The organism is Photobacterium satsumensis (assembly GCF_050336935.1).
GTDB lineage: Bacteria > Pseudomonadota > Gammaproteobacteria > Enterobacterales > Vibrionaceae > Photobacterium > Photobacterium satsumensis.
This window is the reverse complement of record NZ_JAKJSK010000007.1, coordinates 258,744-284,048: the sequence shown is the minus strand read 5'-3', so window position 1 is coordinate 284,048 and position 25,305 is coordinate 258,744. Positions and strand designations below refer to the sequence as shown.

Below are 25,305 nucleotides of genomic sequence, written 5' to 3'. Positions count from 1 at the left end.
TATCTACGAGAGCAGCGTCACATTTTTACTCCGCTTGTACCGCAAATAATCCCAAGACACAGCGGAAACCGATATAACTAACTAAGCAGTCACAAAAAGGAATGCAGACGTAATGCTGAAGGCCACCTTATTTCAAACAAAAGCGCTACCAATGACAACAGTATTTACCGCACTGTTGATGCCACTGTCGGTGCTTGCGGCTTTCAATACAGAACCAGAGCAAACCGAGCCCAGCTTTTACGGGGGTCGAAGTGTGACGCATGACAATAATGGCGAAACAAAGCACAGCATAGAGTTTCAGCGCCGCACAATTGCCCCCCCCATCATCACTAAAGAAGCAGAACCCGAAGAGAAGGTTTCAAATATTGACACCGATCCTTCAGCCACAGTAACTAACCCTGCCGCTGTACCGCCAACAGATGAACAGGCACCTGTCAAACTCAGCCGCAACGAAAAGCTGTTAGCCAAAAAGGCCTACTATTATTTCGAACAAAACTGGAATGAAGAAACGGGTCTGTTCAATTCAGTACAAGGCTATCATCACAGTACGATGTGGGATGTGGCCAGTGGGATTGCTGCGATTCTATCCGCTGAAGGCCTTGAGCTGATCTCAGCCGAAGAAGCAGAGAGTAAGCTCCAACAAACGTTAACAACACTCTTGGCGTTACCCTTGTACAATAACTCGTTGCCCAACCGCGAATACAGCACCCATACCGCCCAGCCATCAGGAAGATATAGCGCTACCCCCTCAAAAGGAAATGGGTGGTCTGCTTTAGATATTGGTCGGCTATTGATTTGGCTTGAAATCACCCAACGATACAAACCAGAATTCAAAGCCTCGATTCAGAGTATCTTAGAACACTGGAAATTAGAAAAAGCGGTGTATCAAGGAACATTGTACGGAGAGCTCAAAACGTCCAAGAAGAAACACTACCGCCAAGAAGGCCGGTTGGGGTATTTGCAATATGCAGCCTACGGCTTTGATCTTGCCGGATTCGATGTTTCCACGGCCTATGAGCAACAAGATATAGAAGAAGTCTCTGTGGATGGCGTCCCACTGCTCGTTGATCAGCGCAACTTACCGTACTTTACCACTGATCCTTATGTTCTGGCGGGTATTGAGTTCGGTGCAAAAGAGCAATGGTGGAACCAACTCGATGCCTTATACCAATTACAAAAAGAGAAATCCTCACAACAAGGCAGCCCTTGGGTTTTTGCTGAAGATGCCATGAGCCGCTCTCCGTGGTTTTCCTACAACAATATCTATATCTATGGAAGTGCTTGGCTCAGTATCGCGCCTGGCGGCAAACCGATCGAAAACCCACAGATTTTTAGCAATAAAGTGGCGTTCGGCTTAAGTGTCCTTTTTGATAATGACGACTTTAGCCGTCAACTGGCAGGCAAAGTGATCAATAACAGTTTGACACACCGAGCAGTCCCGACTGGGCTGTACTTAAACGGTGGCCCTAACAATGCCTACAACATCAATACCAACTCGCTAATTCTAAGCGCACTTTGGTTCAAAAAGCGTAATTTCAGACCGCTCGCCAAAGCAGGCTAGATTGCGTTATGCACATGTGGTTTCATACTGCGTCGCATATTTCGTTTTTTGTCTCAGTTCCAATACAGGTTAGAAACTACAGAGCAAAATAATCCTGCTAATTTTAGTGCTAACTAACTTTTACATCAGGATCTGTACCCATGTTATTGCGCCCACTAAGCAAAGCGATAGGTCTTATAACTATGCTTAGCCTCTCTCCTTTCTCGCAAGCGAAACCTGCACTTGAAGACCCTCTCACTGAGCTTGATTCCAATCTATGGTGGGTCTCTGATGGCTGGAGCAATGGTTTTCCGTCATACAGCCGCTGGGAAAGTGAAGCAATTAGCCACTCATCAGAAGGCATGGCCATTACGTTAAGCCATGCTCCCAATGGTATCGATGAATTTGAATTTCAATCAGGTGAACTGCGGAGTGAGGCGTTTTACGGCTATGGCTGCTATGAGGTTGAAATGAAGCCTATCGCCGAGCCTGGCGTTATCAGCTCTTTTTTTCTGTTTTCCGGTCCCTTTGACAAGCCGAATAATGGCAATGGGATGCACAATGAAATTGATATCGAATTCTTGGGCTACGACACTAACGTGATGCAGATTAACTATTGGACCAATGACGACCGTTATGCCCAAAGCCATGAGCAGCTTGTATATCTGGATTTTGATGCATCGGAAGACTTCCATCGCTATGGCATCAAGTGGACCAAGGGTTCGATCAAGTGGTACATAGACGGAGAGCTTGTCTATACCGTCAAGAATTCAAACTATGATCCTATCCCTTCCGCAAAAGATAGCCGACTACGGATCATGATGAATGTTTGGGCTGCCGACGATAGAATTTCCAACTGGGCGGGAGAATTTAACAAAGATCCAAACACTTATCTCACCGCTTATTATAAAAACTTCCGCTTTAGCTCTGGACGTTCTTGCACTCTATAAAGAGTGCAGCCTATTAAGAGCGCTTAATACGCACCACCTTCATGATTTCAAATGACAATCCAGCCACACATTCTGTGGCTGGATAATAGGTAAGGTTCACTTTTGCCCCAACCAATGACTGATATTTTTTCTTGCGCTTGAACTTAAACGGCACATCATAGCCTTCAAGCATCAGAGAATGCATAACCCAGTCTCCAGCTTCACGTTGAGTATGTGACGTCACTTTCTTGTCTTCAGAATGGATAAGTTTGCCATGCTGGTCCAATAATTTATCAACGTCAGACTTCATCTTGCCGTCTCCTTATACCCTAGTGACCTCACGTTGCCGGATTGATGAGCGTCCAACGCGCGAGGTTACTGGGTATTTATATCAATAGTGAGACAGACACTACCGGATTGACTACATATACTCAAATGGTCCTTAGGTCTTATATTGCAGTTCAACTTGTTCGTTAGTGTGAATTGTTGATACATACAAAAACAGAGTGCCTCGCACTCTGTTTTCTTTTATTCGTCTTTTATCTTCTCACTGTTAGAAAGACAAGAAGACACCAGCAATAGTTGCGCTCATCAAGTTTGCCAAGGTCGCGGCAAAAATCGCTTTAAAGCCTAGGCGGGCAATATCAGGACGACGGCTTGGTACGACGCCACCCAAACCACCCATCAACATCGCAATAGATGTCAGGTTAGCAAAACCACACAGCGCAAATGTCACAATCGCCTGAGAGTGGCTGCTCAGTTGGTCTTTTACCGCCATCAAATCGGCAAACGCCACAAATTCATTTACAGCAATCTTCTTACCAATCAAACTTGCTGCAACGGTCGCTTCAGACCAAGGCACGCCAATCAGCCATGCCACAGGGGCAAAAAGGTAACCAAAGATCAATTCAAGGCTGAGGTTATCGATACCCGTCCAGTCACCAACATGCGCCAAACCGCCATTGATCATTGCAATCAAACTGATGATGGCCAATAAACTCGCACCGACCGCCATGACGATCTGCAAACCGCTCAATGCGCCCTGCGTCGCCGCATCGATAATATTGACGGGTTCATCATCGCCACCATCATCGATAGCGTCATCTTCATTGATAATTTCAGTCTGTGGGACCAGGATTTTAGCCATCATCAAACCAGCAGGTGCAGACATAAAACTGGCGGCAATCAGGTAACTAATGTCTACCCCTAGACCTGCGTAGCCCACCAAAGTACCACCAGCGACAGAAGCTAAACCACCCACCATGACGGCAAACAGCTCAGAACGGCTCATTTTTGCCAGATATGGGCGTACAACCAGTGGCGCCTCAACAGAGCCCACAAAAATATTTGCGGTTGCCGACATAGATTCTGTGCGGCTAGTACCCAGAAAACGCTGTAGCAAACCACCAATACTGCGGATGATAAAGCCCATCACACCCAAATAGTACAGCACAGAGATCAATGCAGAGAAGAATACGATCGTCGGTAAAACGTTAACCGCAAAAATGAAACCTAGTTTGAACTGAGCCAATTCACCAAATAGGAATTCAGTGCCCACACGGCCATAGTCAATAATACCTGAAACTGCCGATGACACAGAGTTGAGGATCTCACGGCCGACAGGCACATATAAGATAAAGCCTGCAAAAACTAGCTGAATGGCAAATGCGCCACCCACGGTACGCCAGTTAATTTCACGACGATTTTCAGAGAATAGAACTGCAACCGCAAAAAGCGTAATAACGCCTAGTGCACTGACCAGATAGCTCATGGTCAAACTCCACAAATTTGTTAGTAAACGATTGCGGAGGCATTCTATTGAGAATTAAAACTGTGACAAGGATCAACTTGTTACACATATTTACACTTTTGCCACATACCACGGGGGTTTTGCTTATATAAGCATCAATTTATACTGGTTAGCCATGATTGGTGCGCCAGAGGGATACTATTGTCACCATAGTTGACAATGTTCCCCTCTAATACCGACAAAAAACGAAAACGATTTCGTGCTCTAAGGTTAGTTTGGTGATTAAAGCACCTTGTCCCAGTACACCGGCTCACCTATTTTGTCTCGGATGAAACTGAGAAAAGCCTGCACCTTCTTGGGCAGATACTGATAACGAGGATAGATTGCATATAAAGGCATATACTGTGTCAACTGCCAGTCTGGCATTAAACGAACCAACCGCCCTTCCTGGAATTCCTTATCAAGTAGATAAGTGGCCAGATAACCAATCCCATGGCCTGACAAGGTCGCATCAAGGATCGCATCAGCCGAGTCTACTCGGTAATTCCCTGCTACCTTGATATTTTGCTGCTCACCATTTTGCTGAAAACTCCATACATTATCTTTACGCTCCCTGCTGTAATAGGTAATGCAGTTATGGTTATCAAGATCTTCAGGCTTATAAGGTACACCACAGCGCGCAAGGTAGTCCGGACTAGCGGCGAGGACAAAATGACAATCAGCCAAATGACGAGCAACAAATCCCTCTGGTGGAGAGTCTGTCATCCCTATCCACAAGTCCAGTTGCTCAGCAATGAGATCGACCTTGTGATCAAATAAGCTCATCTCAACATCCAACTGTGGGTATTGCTGATGAAAAGAGGCAAGGTAAGGGGCGATATGATGACGGGCAAATGATTGGGCACTGCCCACCCTCAAGATGCCCTGCATACTGTCACTATTCTGCAAGAGCTCACTTTCTGCTTCATTCATTTCAGCAACAATATTGGCGCAATGCACCGAAAATCGCTCGCCTGCCTCGGTCAGTGCAAATGAGCGAGTCGTGCGCTGCACCAGTTGTACCCCTAACCTTTGTTCCAACTGCTGAACCAGTTTACTGACTTGGGTGCGTGAAATATCAAGCAGCTGTGCTGCTTTGGTAAAACTGCGCTGATGGGTCAGCGCATTGAACACCACCATCTGTTGGGCTTTTTTAATCATTCTTTATGTGTTTCTACGAACTCTATAGAAGTCATTGTATCAGAGGCAATACCACTATACCCAAGTAGCGACTGTCATAAATCCTTCGTCACCACGAAAATTATGACAATAAAAGCAGCAATTCGACCAATCAAGTATTGTTTTCGAGGCAAATTGAAAAAATTTTTTATAAATACTTTTCGATAGTGACAACATGAAAATTTTGTCAAAGATTACGGGGATTCAACACCACTGTTATATCAGCAATTATCTACCCCACTAATCGTGCAAAATACCAACACCAGAGAATTACACCAAAATTCATTACCAGGCAAAGAAAAACACCGAAAATAGCAAAATTAACGACACAACGCCGACTTTAATTCCAACTAAAGGGATAGCAATATGCATACAAGCACACTCATTACCATCGTCTTATATACCTCTGCATTCTATATATGATTCTTTGTGGAATGGTTTAGGTCTAGTAAAGCGCGACGTTTCAAGAAGTGGAATCAAGATCAAATTGGACACTTATTAAACATTTATGAATAGCGTCATAGAGTGTTCAAACTACTGAAACATTACTGTCATACTTCTTCCCTAATCTTGGCCTCGTTCATTCAAAACCTATTGGCAATCAGGCCAGCTTTTTAAGGATTAGGAAAATGAAAACAAAGGTTATTGGTGCTCTAGCCCTAGCAGGTTCAATGGTATTCAACACTGCAGTAGCAAATGAAACAATTTCAGTTGTCGGTTCTAGCTCCGTATCACCAATCATGGAAGTTCTCGGTGAAACCTACGCACAATCAAACAGCGTAACAATCGAAGTTCAAGGTCCAGGTTCTTCTGCTGGTGTTCGTGCAGCACAAGATGGTTCATCAGATTTAGGCATGAGCTCTCGTGATCTTAAAGATTCAGAGAAAGCTGACAATATCCAAGAAGTCGTTATCGCTCGTGACGGTATCGCAGTAGTTGTTCACACTGACAACTCTGTTGATGACCTATCTATCGAAGAAGTTTCTAAAATCTATAAAGGCGAAATCACAAACTGGAACCAAGTGGGTGGTGAAGACAAACCAATCGTAGTTGCAACTCGTGATACAGCTTCTGGTACTCGTGGTGCTTTCGAAGACATCATGGACCTTAAAATGAAGGTTAACGGTATTTCCGTTTCAGCAATCTCACAGCGTGCACAAGTTGCAAGCGGTAACGGCCAGCTGAAGACTATTGTAGCGAACAACCCATTTGCTATCGGCTACATCTCTCTAGGTTCTGTAGACGAGTCTGTTAAAGCGCTATCTATCGATAACCATCAGCCATCTGTTGAAGCTATTCAAGCTGGTGAGTACGGTGTACAGCGTCCATTCCTAGTTGTTTATAAAGATGGTCGCCCTTCAACTGCCGCTCTGGACTTCCTTAAGTGGGTAAAAGGTCCTGAAGGCCAGAAGATTGTTGCTGCCAACGGCTTCATCGCTGTTAAGTAAGTTATAAGATTAATTTACCGGTCGTCATCAGTTGATGACGACCGGGTTTTTGTTGATTCCTTGGTATTTGGATAAACCTTGTTTAACCAATATCTGGAGTAAGAATATGACCATCGCAAATAACATTGAAAGTTCAGCAAAGGGCTCATCGCTAAAAGCGAAAAATAAAGTCGACTGGCGTGAACTGTTTTTTAAGTATTTATTTTTATCAAGTGCCGCACTTGGCATTCTTTCGCTAATTTTGATTGGCTACTTTATATTCCGTGAAGGTTATGCAGCCTTCGCCGAAGCAGGTGTTGGCGGTATTGTGCTAGGTACAAACTGGCTGCCACCGGCGCTATACGGTATCGCTCCAATGATCGTGGCTTCTGTTGTATCAACAGCAGGCGCAGTCGTAATCGGTGTACCAATCGGCGTTCTAACGGCAATCTTCATTTCTGAAGTTGCCCCTAAACGCCTTGCAGATATTATTCGTCCGATGATTGAACTACTCGCTGGCATCCCGTCTGTTGTTTACGGTTTCTTCGGCTTGGTTATCATCGTACCCCTAATTCAAGATGTCTTTTCTGTACCAGCAGGTAACACCATCTTGGCCGGTATCATCGTACTTGCAGTGATGATCCTACCCACCGTTATCACGGTATCAGAAACGTCAATCCGCGCTGTACCGCGTACTTACAAAGAAGGTTCGTACGCACTGGGTGCATCGCAAATGTTCACTATCTTTAAGCTGCTTGTACCAGCTGCCCGCTCAGGCATCATGACCGGCGTTATCTTGGGTGTTGCCCGCGCGCTGGGTGAAACCATGGCGATTATCATGGTAATGGGTAACTCACCGGCCATGCCACGAGGTATCTTAGATTCAGCCCGAACCCTTACCGCTAACATTGCGATTGAAATGTCATACGCAACTGGCTTGCACGCAAGTGCACTATACGCAACAGGTATCGTTCTTCTGGTCTTCATTATGGTGCTAAACGGCGCGCTTCTTTATCTGAACCGTGAGCGTGCGAGGTAATTACGATGGCTTTACAAGGTACAAATACACAAAAGCAGCAGATGAAAGATAAAATTTCACTGGCGCTTATCTGGTCAGCAGCTTCTATCACCGTCGGCTTTCTACTCTGGGTTGTTTGGTACATCCTGAGCAACGGCCTCTCACATGTTGATTGGACGTTTATTTCCAGCGACTACACAACCATCGGCCAAGAGTCTGGTATCTGGCCAATGATCGTATCAACCCTATACATGGTTGCCGCTTCTATCGGTGTGGCAGCTCCGCTGGGTATCATGACCGCTATCTACCTGACCGAATACGCAAAAGTAGGTAGCCGTCTAGTAAAAGTGATTCGTTTCTGTACGGAATCACTGGCCGGTATTCCGTCGATTATCTACGGTCTATTCGGTATGACATTCTTCGTTGTTGTTATGGGCTTTGGTTACTCTATCCTGTCAGGTGCCCTGACCCTGAGTATCTTAATCCTACCGGTTATTATCCGGACAACGGAAGAAGCACTAATGGCTGTTCCTCAGACATACCGTGAAGGTTCATATGGTCTGGGTGCATCCAAGATTTACACCATTTGGAGACTGATTCTACCAAGCGCAATGCCGGGTATTGTTACCTCCATCATCCTCAGTGTAGGTCGTGTTATCGGTGAATCAGCACCGGTCTTCATGACTGCAGGTATGGTTGCCCGTATCCCAGAGAGCATGTTCGACTCTGGCCGTACGCTAACCGTTCACCTGTACAAACTAACACAGGAGCTTTACACGATTCACGAATGGAACCAGGCGTATGCAACAGCCACCGTTCTGATCATTATTGTTCTTGTTATTAACTTGCTAACGAAGCTTATCGCTAGCCGATTCAATACTGCGACTTACTAATCTTTGAGGAAGAGAACCATGAATAAATTTAACATTGAAAATCTAGACCTATACTACGGCGCAAACCAAGCACTTAAGCAAATTAACCTGCCAATTCCTAACCGTCAGGTAACAGCGCTAATTGGCCCATCGGGCTGTGGTAAGTCAACACTTCTACGCTGTCTTAACCGTATGAACGACCTGATTGAAGGCGTAAAAATCGAAGGTAAGCTTTCGATGGATGGGGAAGATGTTTACGGCAACATCGACGTTGCTCAGCTTCGCATCAAAGTCGGTATGGTGTTCCAGAAACCGAACCCGTTCCCAATGAGCATCTACGAAAACATTGCTTACGGCCTTCGCGCTCAGGGTGTTAAAGACAAGAAAATCCTAGACGAAGTAGTAGAGAGATCACTACGCGGCGCAGCACTCTGGGATGAAGTGAAAGACCGTTTGAAATCACACGCATTCGGCCTGTCGGGTGGCCAGCAGCAGCGTCTGTGTATTGCCCGTACTATCGCAATGGAGCCAGAAGTGATCCTGATGGACGAACCAACATCAGCCCTGGACCCAATTGCCACCAAGAAAATTGAAGATTTGATGGAGTCACTGAAGAAAGACTTCACCATTGTTATCGTTACCCACTCAATGCAGCAGGCACGTCGTATCTCAGACCGTACTGCTTTCTTCCTGATGGGTGAACTGGTTGAGCACGATGCAACAAGTGTGCTATTCAACCAGCCTGCTGATGACCGTACACGCGGTTATGTAAACGGTGACTTTGGTTAATAGACTCTTTAATCGCTTCCTCAAATCGTATGCAGAATTTTGACGAATAATAACAGCGATGGTAAATATTGCCCCCTCATGTAGGGGGCCTTTTTTTATTCTATCGCCCCCACACTTTTCTTTATCACTTTCCTGAAATTAAGCCAGCAACGGCCCGTTTGCTCTCTATGTTTATTGTTACGTAGGTATCTCTCGGAGTCCGATCTCTATGCGTTGGCTTGTCATCTTTACTCTCTTCTTCTCACTACTGTCCTTCGCCGAGGAAGCCGAACAAGCGTCTGAGCCCAAGCCTGATGAATTTGCCAAAATAGAGCAAATGGAAGTGGAAATGGCTGAGCTCTATAAAGAGTCACAGGGCAAAACCGGCACTGCCAGAAACATTATTGATATGCAGATGCTGAAAAAAAACGAAGACATCCGCGCCGAACTGCAAAAACTGATCAGCAAGCGAACTGAGGAAAACACACCACGAGTCATTGGGTTTGTGAATGACCAACTTGAATACCTCACCCTTGCCATTGATTTTTTGGCTGATCAAGTAACCAAACTGCAAAATGATCTGGACAAGGCTGACGCAGAGCAGAAGCTAATCATCCAAAAAACGCTCCATGAAACGACGGCTTTCTACCACACCATACTGAGTGAACAATGGGATAACTTTGGCTGGTTAGAGCTTTTAGGCAAACCTGATGATGAGCAGAAAGAGAACTTGATCAAAGAAATCGACCAAAGACTGGACTTCCTTTCTGCCAAACTGTCATTCGACAACCAGCAAGAAAGTATGCTGGCCGGCCAAATAAAGTCTGCTGCCGAAGAAGAAAAAGCCTCCCTGCAACTGCAATACATCCTTGCCCAACGACAAGTTGTCGGTGACATTGAAGGGCTGCAGTTTATCGTCGACCTTGGTGGAAAAATGGGGATAGACACCACAGACTACACCAAGCAGCTGTTTGTGGTATCAGGCAACCTGACCAATGAAATCCTTGATATCAAAGTACTCTGGTCATTGCTCTCCGATGGCCTGAAAGATTTCAGGGATTGGCTGGCCCAGAATACACCCGCCGCGCTGTTCAAGTTATTTATCTTTCTGGTCATCATTTTTGTCTTTAAAGTTTTAAAGAATATCACCCGGCGGATCGTGACTCGCGCGGTGTCATCACCCACCCTGCGCATGTCACAATTGATGAAAGACTTCTTTATTTCCATCAGTGGCAATACGGTGCTGTGTATTGGTATCCTGATTGCACTATCGCAAATAGGGCTGAACTTAGCGCCGGTACTGACCGGTTTCGGTGTCGCTGGTGTGATTATCGGCTTTGCCTTGCAGGACACACTGTCTAATTTTGCCTCCGGTATGATGCTACTGATCTACCGTCCCTTTGATGTCGACGACTTTGTCGAGGCCGGCGGTACCTCCGGTAAAGTGAGCCACATGAGCTTGGTAAGCACTACCATAAAGACCTTTGATAACCAGATCCTCATTGTGCCCAACAGTAAGATTTGGGGCGACACCATCAAGAATATCACCCACGAGAGAGTTCGCCGTGTCGATATGGTCTTTGGCATTGGCTATGGTGATGATATTGAAAAAACCGAAAAAGTCTTGGAGGCCATTTTGGCGGATCATTCGATGGTGCTTCGCTCACCAGAGCCAACGATCAAGCTTCATGTTCTCAATTCATCTTCCGTCGATTTTATTGTTCGCCCCTGGGTGAAAACCGAGGATTATTGGGATGTATATTGGGATGTCACCCGAGAAGTGAAAATGCGCTTTGATCGAGAAGGCATTTCTATCCCATTCCCACAACAGGATGTCCATCTACACATGATAAAAAAAGATGACATACCCAAGTGACTTCAAGCTGAACCAATCACCTTGAAGTTACTGGCACCTTGAAGTTACTGGCACCTTGAAGTTACTGGGTATAAATAAAATGACGCAGGCTTAACATTTTTTCTTTTCCCATCGTATAAACTACTATCTTGTTTAGTGTTTTAGTTTTATCCATGTGGTAAAACCTAACCGAACCTGAATATTGCAGGGTTTAGTGTGTTTTTTATTTTCACTCACACCAAAATCTGATATATATTGTAAAACAACATAAAAAACAACGTACAATTAATTATCCAACCCTAAGCATTCAGGGGAATAATACTTAGTTGGGTAATTATCACGACTTCTGGGAATTTATAATGATGAAGAAACGTATTCTTGCTGCATTGGCCGTACCTGTCATTCTAGCTGCTTGTGCATCTACCACTGAAAGCGAACCAACGACTGCTATGCTCACAGATACTGACCTTGCTTCTTTCAACTGGGTGCTTAACAAAGTCGATGGCAACGCACTTGAGATCGCAGAACCATTCCAAGCACCAAACCTACAGCTTTCGGCTGATCTAGCCGCTAATGGGCATGCCGGTTGTAACCGTTACTTCGGCCAAGCCGAGCTAAACGAAGGCAAACTGCGCATTGAGAAAATGGGAATGACCATGATGGCATGTCCAGAGCCAGCAATGGAGCTTGAGCGCGTAATGAGCGCCACTCTTATGGATTGGAGCACAGCGACTGTCGCAGGCAACCAACTAACTTTGTCTGGTGCTGAGCACACGCTAACCTTTACGCGTACAGAAGCTAAATAAGCATTCTTGCTGAACGTAATACTCCTGCTTTTGGCAGGAGTATTTCTCTTTTATTGCATTCACAAAACTTTCATAGTTTGTCAGACATTTTGTTTCTAACCAAATTAAACGCCCCCTCCTCTGCATCAATTCAATCATTTTCAATTAGTTAGTTTTAATATCCGACTACTGATAGAAATATATAATATGTTATCAATCATGGCTTATTGACAGAAACTTAACTTAAAGTTTTGTAAATCGTCTCGATGACAAAGTTTTATCATCTAAGCTTTATATACCAAGTAATTGGTAATCTAGAAACTCGGTACACCTTTCAATTTTGCTAAGGTAGGCTGCTATGAAAAATATCGCATTAATTATTGTCGGGCTATTTATTGCTAATTCAGCTGTCGCTTACGAACTTCAAGGCCGTAATGACAACAGTCAAGTATCACCGCAAAAAGTAGAATATCAACATTCCAATTATGTCCCAACCAGCAAAGAGCTACAGGGGCAAAGTGAGAGAACGCATTTCCCTAAGCTAAAAACAAAGTTCACCAAGTCAGAATACAAACCTAGCTTTGATGACATCAAAGGACGCTCTTAAATAAATCAAAGCCCCCAGAGTCAACAACTCCGAGGGCTTTGGCTAGTTATAAGATTTAACTACACGACTTTTGATTGATACTGCTCACGCAGTGTTTTCGCAGCTTCAACCATATTCGTCAGAGCTTCCTCTGTTTCTTCCCAGCTTCGCGTTTTCAATCCACAATCAGGGTTGATCCATAATCTTTCAGCCGGAATTTGCGCTTCAGCCTTTTCGACCAATTCAATAACCTGTTCAACCGTTGGGATGTTCGGTGAGTGGATATCATAAACACCAGGGCCAATCTCATTCGGGTAATCAAACGCTTCAAAGGCTTTGAGCAATTCCATATCAGAACGTGATGTCTCAATAGTGATCACATCCGCATCTAGCGCAGCCACGGATTCAATCATGTCGTTGAATTCGCTATAACACATATGGGTATGTATCTGTGTTTTGGGCTCGGCACTGGCAGCAGAAATCTTGAACGCTTTCACCGCCCAGTCCAAATACTCTTGCCATTGGCTGGCCTTTATTGGCATCCCTTCTCGAATAGCTGGCTCATCGATCTGGATGATCTTAATCCCTTTCTCTTGTAAATCAGCCACTTCATCCCGCAATGCCAATGCTATCTGATTGGCGATCGCTTCTCGGCTAAGATCCTCACGCGGGAACGTCCACCCCAAAATAGTCACAGGACCGGTGAGCATCCCCTTTACAGGCTTATCCGTTAATGACTGGGCATACTGCGACCAAGAAACCGTCATCGGTGCAGAGCGATAGATATCAGAGACAATCACCGCAGGTTTCACGCACCGTGAGCCATAACTTTGTACCCAGCCAAAGCGGGTCGCTGCAAAGCCTTCGAGCAACTCTGCGAAGTATTCCACCATGTCATTACGCTCAGCCTCACCATGCACCAAGACATCAAGGTCTAGCTTGTTTTGGCGCTCAATTGCATCACCAATATGGCCCTTCATCGCTGAGACATAATCCTGTTCATTCAGGCGGCCCGCTTTGAAATCTCGGCGCTGAGTACGGATTTCATTGGTTTGCGGAAATGAGCCAATAGTTGTTGTCGGCAGCAAAGGTAACCCTAGGGATTGACGCTGCTGACGAGCACGCTCTTCATAAGGCTGCTTACGCTCTGCCAATACATCAGTAATTGCCGCACTGCGTTGACGCACCTGTTCATTGTTCACCAAAGCACTGGTGGCACGGGCTTTGATCGGTGCACTGTAGTGAGCACACTCTTCAATGGCGATTTCGTTACCATCAATGGCTTGAGCCAGCAGAGTCAGTTCACGGCACTTTTGCTTGGCAAATGCCAGCCATTGTCGTACTTCTGGATCCACATCCGTTTCTAAGTCTAGGTCCATTGGACTATGAAGAAGTGAACACGACGAGGCTAACCACAGGCGTTCTGCTAATTTCGCTTTGACCGGATTAAGGCGTTCTAACAGCGCGTTCAGATCAGCACGCCACACATTTCGGCCATTAACTACACCGGCGGATAGTACCCAGTGCTCAGGCAAACGCTCTACCACTTCATCCAACTGCTCAGGAGCCGCTGAGATATCAATATGCAAACCATCGACATTGAGTTTGGTGATGGCGTCCAGTTGATGAGTAATATTGTCAAAATATGTGGTTAGTAGCAGCTTTGGTGCACCATGCAACACTTGGTAAGCGATCTTGAATGAGTCAGCCCACTCTTTGGGTAGCTCTAATGCCAACGACGGCTCATCAATTTGCACCCACTCTATTCCTAATGTCGCTAACTTATTGAGGATCTGCTGATAAGCCGCTAGTAGTCTTGGTAATAATGAAAGCCTATCGAAGTCCGCTTCTTTTTCCTTGCCAAGCCATAGGTAAGAAATTGGCCCTAGTAACACCGGTTTCACTTTGTGGCCCGCTTTTTTTGCTTCGGCGATTTCCTCAAAAAGCTGCGGCCAGCTAACCGTAAATTCATCATCGGCACTGAATTCCGGCACAATGTAGTGGTAGTTGGTATTGAACCACTTGGTCATATCGGATGCTGCACACGCACAACCTGTTGGTGCTTTACCTCTAGCGACTCGAAACAAGGTATCGAGGTCAGGAAAACCGTTTCGGTGGCGCTTCGGCAAATGGCCTAACAGCATGCTGGTGCCCAGTACATGATCATACCAAGCAAAATCACCGACAGTGACGACATCTAACCCAGCTCCTGATTGCTCTCCCCAGTGGCGGTGACGCAGCAAGCTTCCCACTTCCTTCAGTTCAGCTTGTGAAATTTCACCTCGCCAGTATTTTTCCTGGGCAAACTTTAGCTCGCGCTGGCTGCCAATACGCGGATAACCCAAAATATGTGTTGTTGTTTTTACAGTCATTATTTTTCCGTCCCAGTATTCTTTGTCGTTGTTGACATAACAATGGCCTAGCCACTGAGCATGAGCAATTTCTAATCACTAATGTTTATCTTGAATAAAATTCATATGACAAGCTATGCTTAAAACTGCATTTGGACGTCTAGATGTTTACACCGCCATGTTTTACAGATACAGTAAATGCTGCGAGTTAAGGAATGCATCGCCACGATAGATAGAGGAAAAGATTTGATTGAGATTAAGCACTTAAGAACGCTAACGGTATTGCGAGATACCGGTTCACTGACAGCCACTGCAAACACGTTGTGCCTAACGCAATCAGCTCTGTCTCACCAGCTGAAAGATTTGGAACAGCGGCTAGGCAGCCAGCTTTTTCTGCGTAAGACCCGGCCGGTAAAATTCACCGCAGAAGGCGATATTTTACTGCGACTTGCTGATGACCTTTTCCCTCGCCTAGCCCAGGCTGAACATGAACTTGCCAGCCTCAAAGAAGATACCAATGGCCGACTCCATATGGCTATCGAGTGTCACTCTTGCTTCCAGTGGTTAATGCCTGCCTTGAAGGAATACCAAAATCATTGGCCTAATGTTACGTTGGATTTTTCATCCGGTTTTGGTTTCGAACCGTTACCCGCGCTCGGTGCCGGTGAGCTAGATCTCGTCATTACTTCGGATATCCAGGCTCGCAGTGACATTCATTTCGAACCCCTGTTTGACTTTGAAATGCGCTTGATCGTTGCCCCACAATCTCCACTGGCATCTAAAGACATTATTTATCCTGAAGATTTGGCCCATGAAACCATGCTGAGCTATCCCGTTCAGCGAAGCCGGCTTGATGTCGTGAAGCACTTCATGCAACCGGCCGGTATTGAACCTGCCAACTGGAAACAAGCCGACAATACCCTGATGCTGATCCAAATGGTGTCAGCGGGCTTAGGCGTTGCTGCATTACCTAACTGGGCAGTATTTGACTTTGCGCGGCAAGGGCTCATTGTCAGCAAGCCATTAGGGGATGGTCTATGGCGGCGACTGTTTGCCGCGATCAGAGCACAAGAGCGTGAAAGGCACTATTTATCGGCATTTTTTGCTACCGCTAAACAGCAATGCCAAACCCACTTGGAAGGGATCAAGGCTGCATAGTGGCGCTTAATGCCATTGCAGCCTAATGATGATATTGAGTAGTTTTACTTAAATTGGTTATTGATTGGATCGTAATGGTAGCCCAAGTCTTCCATTTTCTGGTTCAGCTCATTGAAATCGAGTTCATAGCGGCTGACCAGCTCTTCGACCGTCGAACACTCAAGGCGTAATCGCTCATTCACGATACCGAGAACGATATTGCCATCCATGTTCAAAAGATTATTAATCTCCATACTGCCTACCCCTCGGTAAGTATTCACTCATGAATAAGCATAGACAGAATGAGGCGGAAAGAAAAAGCGCCGCCTCACATTTCGTCAATCGTTACAAAATCATGGTCATCTGCATGTTGGCCGACAGCATTAAAATCCCCGCCGCAATCACCAACTGCCAACGGTTGACTGTTTTCCCGGTCAATAAGTGCATTGACCACACCAGTAGGCCTGCAACAAGCAAGACGAGTGACGCCACAACGTTAGTTGTTAGCGATGCCAACTGGCTTTCATCGAACTGGTAAGCAAGCCATAACAAACAAAGCACGCTCACCATCGCACTGATAAAACCAGCGAAAGGCAGCAAACGGTGAAAAGCCTGAAGCCGGGTTCTGGCTTGGGTCAGGAGAAGGTGCGCGAGCAATGAGCCAAACAACGCAACACTCACTAAGCTCATTACTGCCACGGGTAATGTCAGCGTAAGTAGCATCGAAAACCATACGAAGAAAGCCAGTACATTTGCCACATAGAAAACGTTTAGGGGGCCTGCATCACGTGTTTTCCCCGTTTTGACCTTAAGGGTAAAATACCCCAAAGCACCCAATGGTAAAAACGCATATGGCTGGAACAGTGCAACCACCAACCATCCTAATAGCAAAACCGGCAGAGTTTTATGTACCCTTCCCCGCTGCCCCGGGCAAATCTCTCCCTTAGTGAGTACCAGGGTTAACACCAGCTGGGCGCCAAGCAAAGCTGGGATCAGAAAAATTAAAGCTGTGTTCATGGGATAATCTTGATAAGGCAAAACAAAGTGCGGGGATGATAGCAATTACCCAGTTCGATACCAACAATGAAAAAGCCATATTCATTGCGTGGCTGATTTTTACGTCAGTCGCATTGTTAACCAAACTAGGCATAAGTGGCTTATTTTTTGGATCAATATCACTGAATGGCAAATGCCACTGTGGAATAATAGCGGTATATGGCAATCAAGGATCAATAGCGGTTTGGATCTATGACTAACGGGAATTAGCAAGGGCAATCGCTATTATGACATCTTCACTGCACTCATATCTAAAAAAACTCAAGCTTTACATCCCTGATCTTTGGAGTGCCAGCGCCCATTCCACCAGTTTTAAAAATACCCGCAGTGGCTACCTTCGCAGTCGAATCACAATGCTATCTTCGGTATGGGGAAGCTTGGTGATCCTATGGTTACCCTTTGACTTATTGTTTCTGGCTCAAACGCATACTTTCCAAATAGCGAGTGCCCGGCTGCTATTAGGCGGATTCCTCCTCTCGCTTGCCTGGCTGAACCACCGGCATACTACCCTCCGGCGTGCTCAATGGTATATGGGCTTGATGGTTGCCAGCATCAATATGTTCTACTTGTATACCTCTTGGGTGCTTGACTTCCCGACGGTATACAGCGGCTTTGTCTATGGCTATACCCTATTGCCTATTATCCATGTCGCTATTTTGACTATTCTCCCTGTCACGTTAAAAGAAAGCCTTTGCATGTTGGCAGTGACCGCGCTGACACAACTGTTGGTCGATTACTTGGCTGGACATCTGATGAGCCCTGAGAATATTGCCAGTTACTGGCTGCAGAACGTCTTGGCACTGATGGTCATTTGGTCGCAGTTATCAAAGCTTCATATGCTTATGCGGCTGTACCGGCAAGCCACTCTCGACCCCCTTACTGGCATCTATAACCGTAGAATGCTATTGCAACTCGCCGATAAACACTTGGCCGCCTGTGTACAAAAGAAACAACCTTTCTCAGTGATGTTGTTTGATATTGACCGCTTCAAGCGCATTAACGATGCCTGGGGACACGGTGTTGGCGATAAGGTATTGAAAGAATTTGCCAGCTTCATGCAAGAGCGTATTCGTAAAACCGACCTTTTCGGCCGTTTCGGCGGCGAAGAGTTTATTATCTTTTTACCCAACTGTACTGCTTGCGATGCCGAAAATATTGCGGAGCGAATGCTGTCACGTATCCGCGCCTTAGAAGTAGAAACAGGTATTAATAATACCGCCATCTCATTTACCACCAGCATTGGCATATCCAACTATAGTGACAGTGACTCCCTGTCATCGCTCATTGAGCGGGCCGACAGAGCGTTGTATGACTGCAAAGACGCAGGCAGAGACTGTTTCCGCTTCCATCCAATTGACTACCTTCCCAACCTCTGCGAAAGACGAAAAGCCATTGCCTAATTAGCCGCTCAGCTTTCGTTTTGCTACATCACCATTGATTAACGCCCTATCCAACAAGGGTGATGGTTTCCATTCCGAAAAATTGTTCCTTTTTCAATCAAACAATCACATTTGAGCGCATTCGAATGCGCGAACGCTCATAACTGTGTGACCGATCAAATATTATCCTTACAAAAAGTGGCATATTACAGCCTATAAAGTAGAAGGAATTTTCCATTTCCTGATCCACGGACCAAAACAATAAGCGAAAACGAACATGAATAGTTGGTTTGAAACAGATGTTGTGATTATTGGCGGCGGCGCAACCGGTACCGGTATTATGCGTGACTGTGCCTTGCGCGGAATCCCATGCATCCTAGTTGAAAAAGATGACCTTGCATCAGGAACAACAGGAAGAAACCATGGTCTCCTCCACTCCGGAGCAAGGTATGCCGTTACCGATCAGGAATCAGCCAAAGAGTGTATCCAAGAAAACCGTATCCTGAAAAACATTGCTCGCCATTGCGTTGAAGATACCCAAGGGCTGTTTATTTCTCTGCCAGATGATGATCTCGATTTCCAAAAAACCTTTATTTCATCTTGTCAGGCAGCCGATATCGATGTTGAGCAACTGTCTCCTAAAGATGCCCTTCGCCTAGAGCCAAACTGCAACCCTTCAATGATTGGTGCAGTGAAAGTCCCAGATGGCACCTTGGATCCATTCCGTCTATCGGCTTCAAATGTCTTGGATGCTGTCGAGCATGGTGCTCGCTTGTTTAATCACACGCATGTCACCGGATTGATCAGAGACGGAGCGACAGTTCGTGGTGTTTACTGCCTGGATATGAGAACCGGACAGTCATTCGAAATCCGCGCCAAGCAAGTGATCAATGCCGCAGGGATTTGGGGACAGCAAATTTGTGAATATGGTGACCTCTCCATCAAGATGTTCCCAGCCAAAGGATCGCTACTGATCCTTGATTACCGGATCAACAACTTGGTGATCAACCGCTGCCGTAAACCCTCTGATGCCGATATCCTTGTTCCCGGCGACACCATCTCGCTGATAGGTACCACATCCGAGCGGATCGATTACGACAAAATTGATGATCTTCATGTCAGCAGCACAGAAATCGACATCTTGTTGGAAGAAGGCACCAAGCTTGCGCCGATCATGGCCAACACTCGGGTATTACGTGCCTATGCCGGTGTCAGACCTTTGGTTGCAGTCGATGGCGATACCAGCGGTCGAAATATCAGCCGCGGTATTGTGTTGCTTGATCACGCCGAGCGTGACGGCCTAGACGGCTTTGTCACTATTACCGGCGGCAAGTTGATGACCTATCGAATGATGGCCGAATGGACGACCGACCTAGTTGCGAAAAAACTCGGCAATACCGCACCGTGTATCACCCACGAAAAGCCCTTACCTGGTTCCGAGCAGACGAAACCGAAAAAGCCTGCGACAGCCAGTCTTGCCAAGCCGGTTTACCAATCCGCTTTCTATCGTCATGGCGAACGCGCAGAGAAATTCCTCAGCAGCGATAAGAAAAGCCAAGCAGTGATCTGTGAATGTGAAATGGTGACCTGTGGCGAAGTGGAATATGCCATTAAAGATTTGGACGTTCACAACCTCGTCGATCTTCGCCGCCGTACCCGTATTGGTATGGGCCCTTGCCAAGGTGAACTCTGCTCCTACCGTGCAGCAGGCCTATTCTCTGAATTCGGTAAAACCTCTGGCACGGAAGCGAGCCATTTACTGGAAGAGTTTCTTGAAGAGCGTTGGAAAGGGATCAAGCCCGTTTTCTGGGGTGATGCATTACGTGAAGGCGAATTCACCTATTGGATCTATGAAGGACTTTTCGGCGTCAGCGATCTACCAGAACAACAAGCAATGAACACCGAACTCTCACCCAAATCAAGCGAACAAGCAATACCTGCAACGACTCAACATAAGCCTGCTGGCGAGGTAACACAATGAAATTTGATAGCATTATCATCGGCGGCGGTGTCGCGGGTCTGAGCTGCGCAATTCGCTGCGCCGAAGCAGGTATGAAAACGGCAGTGATTGCTGCCGGACAAAGTGCCCTGCACTTCTCTTCAGGCTCGGTGGATGTACTAAGCCGCTTACCCAATGGTGAGCAGGTTAATGCACCTTTCTCATCATTCGGCGATCTGAAAAATCAGTGCCCGTCTCACCCATACAGTAAGTTAGGTGAGTTGCAATGCCGTGAAGCCATCAACTGGTATCAGGATGTTATGGCTCGCTGCGGTGTCTATTTAACGGCACAAGCAGATGAAAAAAATCACTACCGTGTCACCCCTATGGGGACTTTCCGTTCAACATGGTTGTCTCAGCAAACCGTTCACCAGTTCCCGCAAGAGCAGTTAGCACAAGGACTCGCAGAAATTGCCTTGGTCACCGTTGATGGCTTCCGTGACTTTCAGCCTCAGCTGGCGGCAGATAACTTGTCAAAGCTCAACGCTTTTGAAGGGGTTAAGATCAAAACAGCTGCCGTCGAGCTGCCTGATTTTGACAACATGCAGCGCAATCCGTGTGAATTCCGCTCAATCGATATTTCACGGGTTCTGCGGGATGAAACCAAACTGCACGCTTTTGCCAAATCGATGATACAGCAGGTAGGTAAGGCCGATCTCGTCGTACTGCCAGCTATCTTCGGTAATGGCGACGGTGCGGCAACCATTAAACTGCTTGAAGGTCTCACTGGTTTCAAAATTTGTGAACTGCCAACGATGCCGCCATCATTGCTGGGGATCCGCCTTGAAGAAGCAATGAAGTCCCACTACAAACACTTAGGTGGCTTGATATTAGCTGGCGATGAAGTTCTCAACGGCGAATTCGACAATCACCGCTTAGTGAAAATATTCACCCGTAACCATGAAGACATTCCACTGATTGCCGATCATTTCTTGCTCGCCAGCGGTAGTTTTTTCAGCAAGGGCTTATCTGCTCAGCGTCATGAAGTCAGCGAACCAATTTTTGGCTTGGACATGGCTGATAGTACCCATCGTGACCATTGGTATCAGCCTCAGTTTTTTACCCCGCAGAGTCATCCGTTCATGAAAATGGGGATTGACTGCAATAACCAACTAAACCCGTCAATCAACAATCAGGTGATCAACAACCTGTATTGCGCCGGCGCCATTTTGGCCCATTATGATCCGGTCCAGGAAGGTTCGGGCTCAGGCGTTGCTATTTCAACTGGCTACTATGTCGCCCAGCAGATGATCAACGCGCATCAGCACCAAGAACAACACTCAACAGATACACAGCCAAAACAAGAAAGGACTATCGCATGAGCCTTCTGCAAAAAGACACCAGCTTCGACCAATGCATCAAGTGCACAGTGTGTACAGTCTACTGTCCGGTTGCCAAAGCCAACCCAGAATATCCAGGCCCTAAGCAGTGTGGTCCGGATGGTGAGCGCCTGCGGATCAAAAGTCCGGACTTTTACGATGAAACCCTTAAGCTATGTACCAACTGTAAGCGTTGTGAAACCGCCTGTCCGTCGGGCGTTAAAATCGGCGATATGATTGCCGTTGCGCGTGATGAGCACGCCAAGTTGCCGATGAATATCAAAACCATCCGTGACTTTGTACTCAGCCATACCGACTTAATGGGCACGGCCGCCACCCCCTTTGCACCGATCGTCAATACCATTACGGGGCTGAAACCGGTTAAGAAGATCATGCACAAAACCATTGGGGTGCACGATCACAAGAGCTTGCCAAAATATTCTCACGGCACGTTCCGCCGCTGGTATAAGCAAAACTGCACCAGCCAGGCGCTATACCCTAAACAGGTACACTATTTCCACGGTTGTTTTGTCAATTACAACCATCCGCAGCTGGGTAAAGATTTTGTTAGCGTGATGAATGCGATGAGCATCGGTGTACAGCTGATGGACAAGGAGAAATGCTGCGGTGTTCCTTTGATCGCCAATGGCTTTTTCGACAAAGCGAAGAAGAATGCCAAGCTGAACATCCAGAACTTTTCAGCGGCCGTCGAGAAACATGACGCCCCTATCCTCTCCACATCATCAACTTGTTCTTTCACATTGAAAGAAGAGTATCCGAATGTGCTGAAAGTCGATAATAGCAAGGTAGCGAACAAGATTGAGTACGTTACCCGCTTCTTGCTAAAAGAGTTCATGAACGGGCGTGCACCGAAGATGAAACCAATCAATAAGAAAGTGGTCTACCACACTCCATGCCACCTAGAAAAAACCGGCGGCAGTTTATACACCATTGAACTATTGAAAATGATCCCTGGCCTCGACGTTGAAGTGCTCGACAGCCAATGCTGTGGTCTCGCGGGCACCTATGGCTTCAAAACGGAAAACTATGATACTTCTATGGCAATAGGCAGTAATTTGTTCAATCAAATCAAACGCTCGAAAGCCGATTTTGCGATTACGGACTGTGAGACCTGTAAATGGCAGATTGAAGAGAATACGGATTTAGAAACAATCCACCCTGTTTCACTTCTTGCTATGGCATTAGCATAAACCCTTTGCAATAACCCTCGGTCCCGAAATTTGCTCTGTTCCCCCACAGTCGATGCAATTTTCGGGATTTTTTCATTTCTGATCCTATAGTTGTATATAACAAAGCCGACTTGAATGTCTTCAAACACTGACACTTTCTCGGCAGTTATTGGCAATAACAGGGAGAGTGAAATGCAACGCCATTTTTTCCGCACTATCAAAGCAAAGCTCTATCTCACCAGCCTATTCTTGATTAGTGCAATGGTGACGTTTGGTATTTTCGAAAGTCTTTCATTTATGAAGTTGGACAACCTTCAGCTAGCAGCCCAAGAAACCGCTCACAGTAATGCCGACCTACTTACCTTGCGTCGTCATGAAAAAGACTTCCTTGCCCGCCTTGATGCTGGCTATGTTGAAAAATTCAACCAAAAGCAAATTGAACTAAACACACGATTAGAAAAAGTAAAAGTATCATTAGCCCAATATAGCGACGTCAACAATGCTAAATTTGATCAGGTTCTGGCATCACTTAACAACTACGCTAACCAATTCAACATTATTGCCGACCAAACGATTCTATTGGGCCTATCCCCTACGGAAGGCTTAAGAGGCAACATCCGCTCAGCCGCTAACAATACTGAAGAGTTACTTCTTACCAACAACGACGAGAAACTCTACCGGCTATTGCTAACCCTTCGACGAAATGAAAAAGACTTCCTGATCACCAAAGATCTCAACCATGTGTCAGCCTTTAACAACAATCTTGATTCCTTTTTATCAACGTTGGCCACTAGCGAACTGACATCATCACAACAACGAACGTTGAGGCGAAGCTTGACCATTTATCAAATGATGTTTGATGAACTTGTACAAGGGTATACTGACATTGGGCTTAAGTACTCTGAAGGGCTCTATGGTGAACTGAGATCCAATGTCCAGCTTGTCGAAAGCCAGATAGAGCAGCTAGAACAGACAATCACTCACAATATCCATGAGATGCAATCGCAGGAAAAAACCGTTCTACTTATCGGTGGTGGGGTGATAACCCTGATCATGACGTTGGTACTGTTTGTGATCAGCCGGACCATCAGCCAACGCTTAAACGCTGTCAACAACATGATGCAGGACATCGCACAGGGAGAAGGTGATTTAACCGTGAGAATGAATGACCAAGGCGATGACGAACTGGCACAGTTGAGTCGCTCATTTGATCTTTTCACCAGCAAACTCCAAGCCATCATCAATAATATTGCCGACATTTCCCAACAGCTCTCTCGAGCAGCCAATGAGTCTAAATCTGCGGCATCAGGCAGTCTGGCCAATGCTGAGCAGCAACAAAGCGAATCAGCCAATGTCGCGACCTCAGTCAATGAATTGCTGGCAACCAGCAGCGAAATAGCGAGTAATATCAACGATACCGCCACCGCAGCGCAGAATGGACAGAATAATGCGGTAAGAAGTTTGGAAATCAGTCAACAGGCCGCAGTATCAATTGACTCTCTTGCCAGCGAAATTGAAGTCGCGCAAAACCAAATTCTGACTCTGGAGACGCAGAGCCAAAACATCAATAAGGTAACATCGGTGATAAGAGACATTACCGAGCAAACCAATCTACTCGCCCTCAACGCCGCGATTGAAGCCGCACGAGCCGGTGAACACGGCCGAGGGTTTGCCGTCGTTGCCGACGAAGTCCGTCAACTGGCTCAGCGTACCCATAGCTCTACACAAGAAATAGAGCAAACCATCGAGCACTTGCTTGAAACAGTAAGCCAAAGCGTATCTGCCATGCAACACAGCCAGACATTGGCAAGCGATACCGTTGCACACACCAAGCAAGCTAAAGAAGCCGCGGACTTGATCGTGGAGGCTATTACAGATATTTCGGATAGAAGCCTACAAATCGCCTCGGCTTCCGAGCAACAAGCGGCGGTATCAGCAGAAATCGACCAAAACATCCACCGGATTGCTGAGCTGGCAACCCATACTGCAGCTGCAATCAGTCAAACCAGTACCAGTAGCCAAGACGTTGCCAATATGGCTGAACAACTCGATACCGTGGTTGGTCAGTTCAAATACAAGTGATATCGTCATATACCCAAGTAACTTCAAGATGCTTGGGTATATAT

21 protein-coding genes are annotated in these 25,305 nt (G+C 46.2%); 15 read left to right on the top strand and 6 right to left on the bottom strand.

Annotated elements, in window-relative coordinates; all coding sequences use genetic code 11:
* Nucleotides 1-112 precede the first annotated feature (112 nt).
* Together L4D79_RS13000 and L4D79_RS12995 are read left to right on the top strand one after the other, a co-directional pair.
* Complete coding sequence (locus L4D79_RS13000; RefSeq protein WP_428651991.1) at nucleotides 113-1,561, top strand: DUF3131 domain-containing protein; 1,449 nt, start codon at nucleotides 113-115, stop codon at nucleotides 1,559-1,561.
* A 140-nt stretch (nucleotides 1,562-1,701) separates the two neighbouring features.
* Nucleotides 1,702-2,490, top strand: a complete 789-nt coding sequence (locus L4D79_RS12995) for a family 16 glycosylhydrolase (RefSeq protein WP_428651990.1) — start codon at nucleotides 1,702-1,704, stop codon at nucleotides 2,488-2,490.
* A 13-nt stretch (nucleotides 2,491-2,503) separates the two neighbouring features.
* Here the strand turns inward: L4D79_RS12995 and L4D79_RS12990 are convergent, their stop codons facing one another.
* From L4D79_RS12990 to L4D79_RS12980, 3 genes are all read right to left on the bottom strand, one after another.
* Nucleotides 2,504-2,779 carry a hypothetical protein gene (locus L4D79_RS12990; RefSeq protein WP_428651989.1) on the bottom strand — a complete coding sequence of 92 codons (276 nt, stop codon included), beginning with the start codon at nucleotides 2,777-2,779 and terminating at the stop codon, nucleotides 2,504-2,506.
* Between the two features lie 243 nt (nucleotides 2,780-3,022).
* Nucleotides 3,023-4,240: a NupC/NupG family nucleoside CNT transporter gene (locus L4D79_RS12985; RefSeq protein ID WP_428651988.1), complete on the bottom strand. Its 1,218-nt coding sequence runs from the start codon at nucleotides 4,238-4,240 to the stop codon at nucleotides 3,023-3,025.
* Between the two features lie 261 nt (nucleotides 4,241-4,501).
* Nucleotides 4,502-5,419, bottom strand: coding sequence for a LysR family transcriptional regulator (locus L4D79_RS12980; RefSeq protein ID WP_428651987.1), 918 nt, complete (start codon nucleotides 5,417-5,419; stop codon nucleotides 4,502-4,504).
* A 647-nt stretch (nucleotides 5,420-6,066) separates the two neighbouring features.
* On the opposite strand from L4D79_RS12980, the gene L4D79_RS12975 reads away from it, so the two are divergent.
* From L4D79_RS12975 to L4D79_RS12945, 7 genes are all read left to right on the top strand, one after another.
* On the top strand, nucleotides 6,067-6,885 hold the full coding sequence (locus tag L4D79_RS12975) for a phosphate ABC transporter substrate-binding protein (protein ID WP_428651986.1): 819 nt from the start codon (nucleotides 6,067-6,069) through the stop codon (nucleotides 6,883-6,885).
* Nucleotides 6,886-6,991: 106 nt separating this feature from the next.
* Complete coding sequence (pstC, locus tag L4D79_RS12970) at nucleotides 6,992-7,903, top strand: phosphate ABC transporter permease subunit PstC (RefSeq protein WP_428651985.1); 912 nt, start codon at nucleotides 6,992-6,994, stop codon at nucleotides 7,901-7,903.
* Between the two features lie 5 nt (nucleotides 7,904-7,908).
* Nucleotides 7,909-8,775: a phosphate ABC transporter permease PstA gene (gene pstA / locus L4D79_RS12965; RefSeq protein ID WP_428651984.1), complete on the top strand. Its 867-nt coding sequence runs from the start codon at nucleotides 7,909-7,911 to the stop codon at nucleotides 8,773-8,775.
* A gap of 18 nt (nucleotides 8,776-8,793) precedes the next feature.
* Nucleotides 8,794-9,543: a phosphate ABC transporter ATP-binding protein PstB gene (pstB, locus tag L4D79_RS12960; protein WP_428651983.1), complete on the top strand. Its 750-nt coding sequence runs from the start codon at nucleotides 8,794-8,796 to the stop codon at nucleotides 9,541-9,543.
* 208 nt (nucleotides 9,544-9,751) lie between these two features.
* Nucleotides 9,752-11,398 carry a mechanosensitive ion channel domain-containing protein gene (locus tag L4D79_RS12955; RefSeq protein ID WP_428651982.1) on the top strand — a complete coding sequence of 549 codons (1,647 nt, stop codon included), beginning with the start codon at nucleotides 9,752-9,754 and terminating at the stop codon, nucleotides 11,396-11,398.
* A gap of 338 nt (nucleotides 11,399-11,736) precedes the next feature.
* Nucleotides 11,737-12,183 (top strand): META domain-containing protein, encoded by a 447-nt coding sequence (locus L4D79_RS12950; protein WP_428651981.1) that lies wholly within the window; start codon nucleotides 11,737-11,739, stop codon nucleotides 12,181-12,183.
* 337 nt (nucleotides 12,184-12,520) lie between these two features.
* Nucleotides 12,521-12,769, top strand: a complete 249-nt coding sequence (locus L4D79_RS12945) for a hypothetical protein (protein WP_428651980.1) — start codon at nucleotides 12,521-12,523, stop codon at nucleotides 12,767-12,769.
* Nucleotides 12,770-12,828: 59 nt separating this feature from the next.
* Here L4D79_RS12945 and metE read toward each other — a convergent pair whose 3' ends face one another.
* Nucleotides 12,829-15,120, bottom strand: a complete 2,292-nt coding sequence (metE, locus tag L4D79_RS12940) for a 5-methyltetrahydropteroyltriglutamate--homocysteine S-methyltransferase (protein WP_428651979.1) — start codon at nucleotides 15,118-15,120, stop codon at nucleotides 12,829-12,831.
* Nucleotides 15,121-15,345: 225 nt separating this feature from the next.
* On the opposite strand from metE, the gene metR reads away from it, so the two are divergent.
* Nucleotides 15,346-16,257, top strand: a complete 912-nt coding sequence (metR, locus tag L4D79_RS12935; protein ID WP_428651978.1) for an HTH-type transcriptional regulator MetR — start codon at nucleotides 15,346-15,348, stop codon at nucleotides 16,255-16,257.
* A gap of 44 nt (nucleotides 16,258-16,301) precedes the next feature.
* Here metR and L4D79_RS12930 read toward each other — a convergent pair whose 3' ends face one another.
* Together L4D79_RS12930 and L4D79_RS12925 are read right to left on the bottom strand one after the other, a co-directional pair.
* Nucleotides 16,302-16,490, bottom strand: coding sequence for a DUF4250 domain-containing protein (locus L4D79_RS12930; RefSeq protein ID WP_044623045.1), 189 nt, complete (start codon nucleotides 16,488-16,490; stop codon nucleotides 16,302-16,304).
* A gap of 91 nt (nucleotides 16,491-16,581) precedes the next feature.
* Nucleotides 16,582-17,253 carry a hypothetical protein gene (locus tag L4D79_RS12925; protein ID WP_428651977.1) on the bottom strand — a complete coding sequence of 224 codons (672 nt, stop codon included), beginning with the start codon at nucleotides 17,251-17,253 and terminating at the stop codon, nucleotides 16,582-16,584.
* Nucleotides 17,254-17,519: 266 nt separating this feature from the next.
* On the opposite strand from L4D79_RS12925, the gene L4D79_RS12920 reads away from it, so the two are divergent.
* The 5 genes from L4D79_RS12920 to L4D79_RS12900 all read left to right on the top strand — a co-directional run bounded on the left by L4D79_RS12920 (nucleotide 17,520) and on the right by L4D79_RS12900 (nucleotide 25,261).
* Nucleotides 17,520-18,692: a GGDEF domain-containing protein gene (locus tag L4D79_RS12920; RefSeq protein ID WP_428651976.1), complete on the top strand. Its 1,173-nt coding sequence runs from the start codon at nucleotides 17,520-17,522 to the stop codon at nucleotides 18,690-18,692.
* A gap of 256 nt (nucleotides 18,693-18,948) precedes the next feature.
* The gene (gene glpA / locus L4D79_RS12915; protein ID WP_428651975.1) at nucleotides 18,949-20,652 is read left to right on the top strand and encodes an anaerobic glycerol-3-phosphate dehydrogenase subunit A; all 1,704 of its coding nucleotides are present in this window, start codon (nucleotides 18,949-18,951) and stop codon (nucleotides 20,650-20,652) included.
* Nucleotides 20,649-21,992 carry a glycerol-3-phosphate dehydrogenase subunit GlpB gene (gene glpB, locus L4D79_RS12910; RefSeq protein ID WP_428651974.1) on the top strand — a complete coding sequence of 448 codons (1,344 nt, stop codon included), beginning with the start codon at nucleotides 20,649-20,651 and terminating at the stop codon, nucleotides 21,990-21,992. Before glpA ends, glpB begins: the two co-directional genes overlap by 4 nt.
* A complete protein-coding gene (glpC, locus tag L4D79_RS12905; RefSeq protein WP_428651973.1) occupies nucleotides 21,989-23,200 on the top strand; it encodes an anaerobic glycerol-3-phosphate dehydrogenase subunit GlpC in 1,212 nt (403 codons plus the stop codon). Before glpB ends, glpC begins: the two co-directional genes overlap by 4 nt.
* A 171-nt stretch (nucleotides 23,201-23,371) precedes the next feature.
* The gene (locus L4D79_RS12900; protein WP_428651972.1) at nucleotides 23,372-25,261 is read left to right on the top strand and encodes a methyl-accepting chemotaxis protein; all 1,890 of its coding nucleotides are present in this window, start codon (nucleotides 23,372-23,374) and stop codon (nucleotides 25,259-25,261) included.
* Nucleotides 25,262-25,305: the final 44 nt, after the last annotated feature.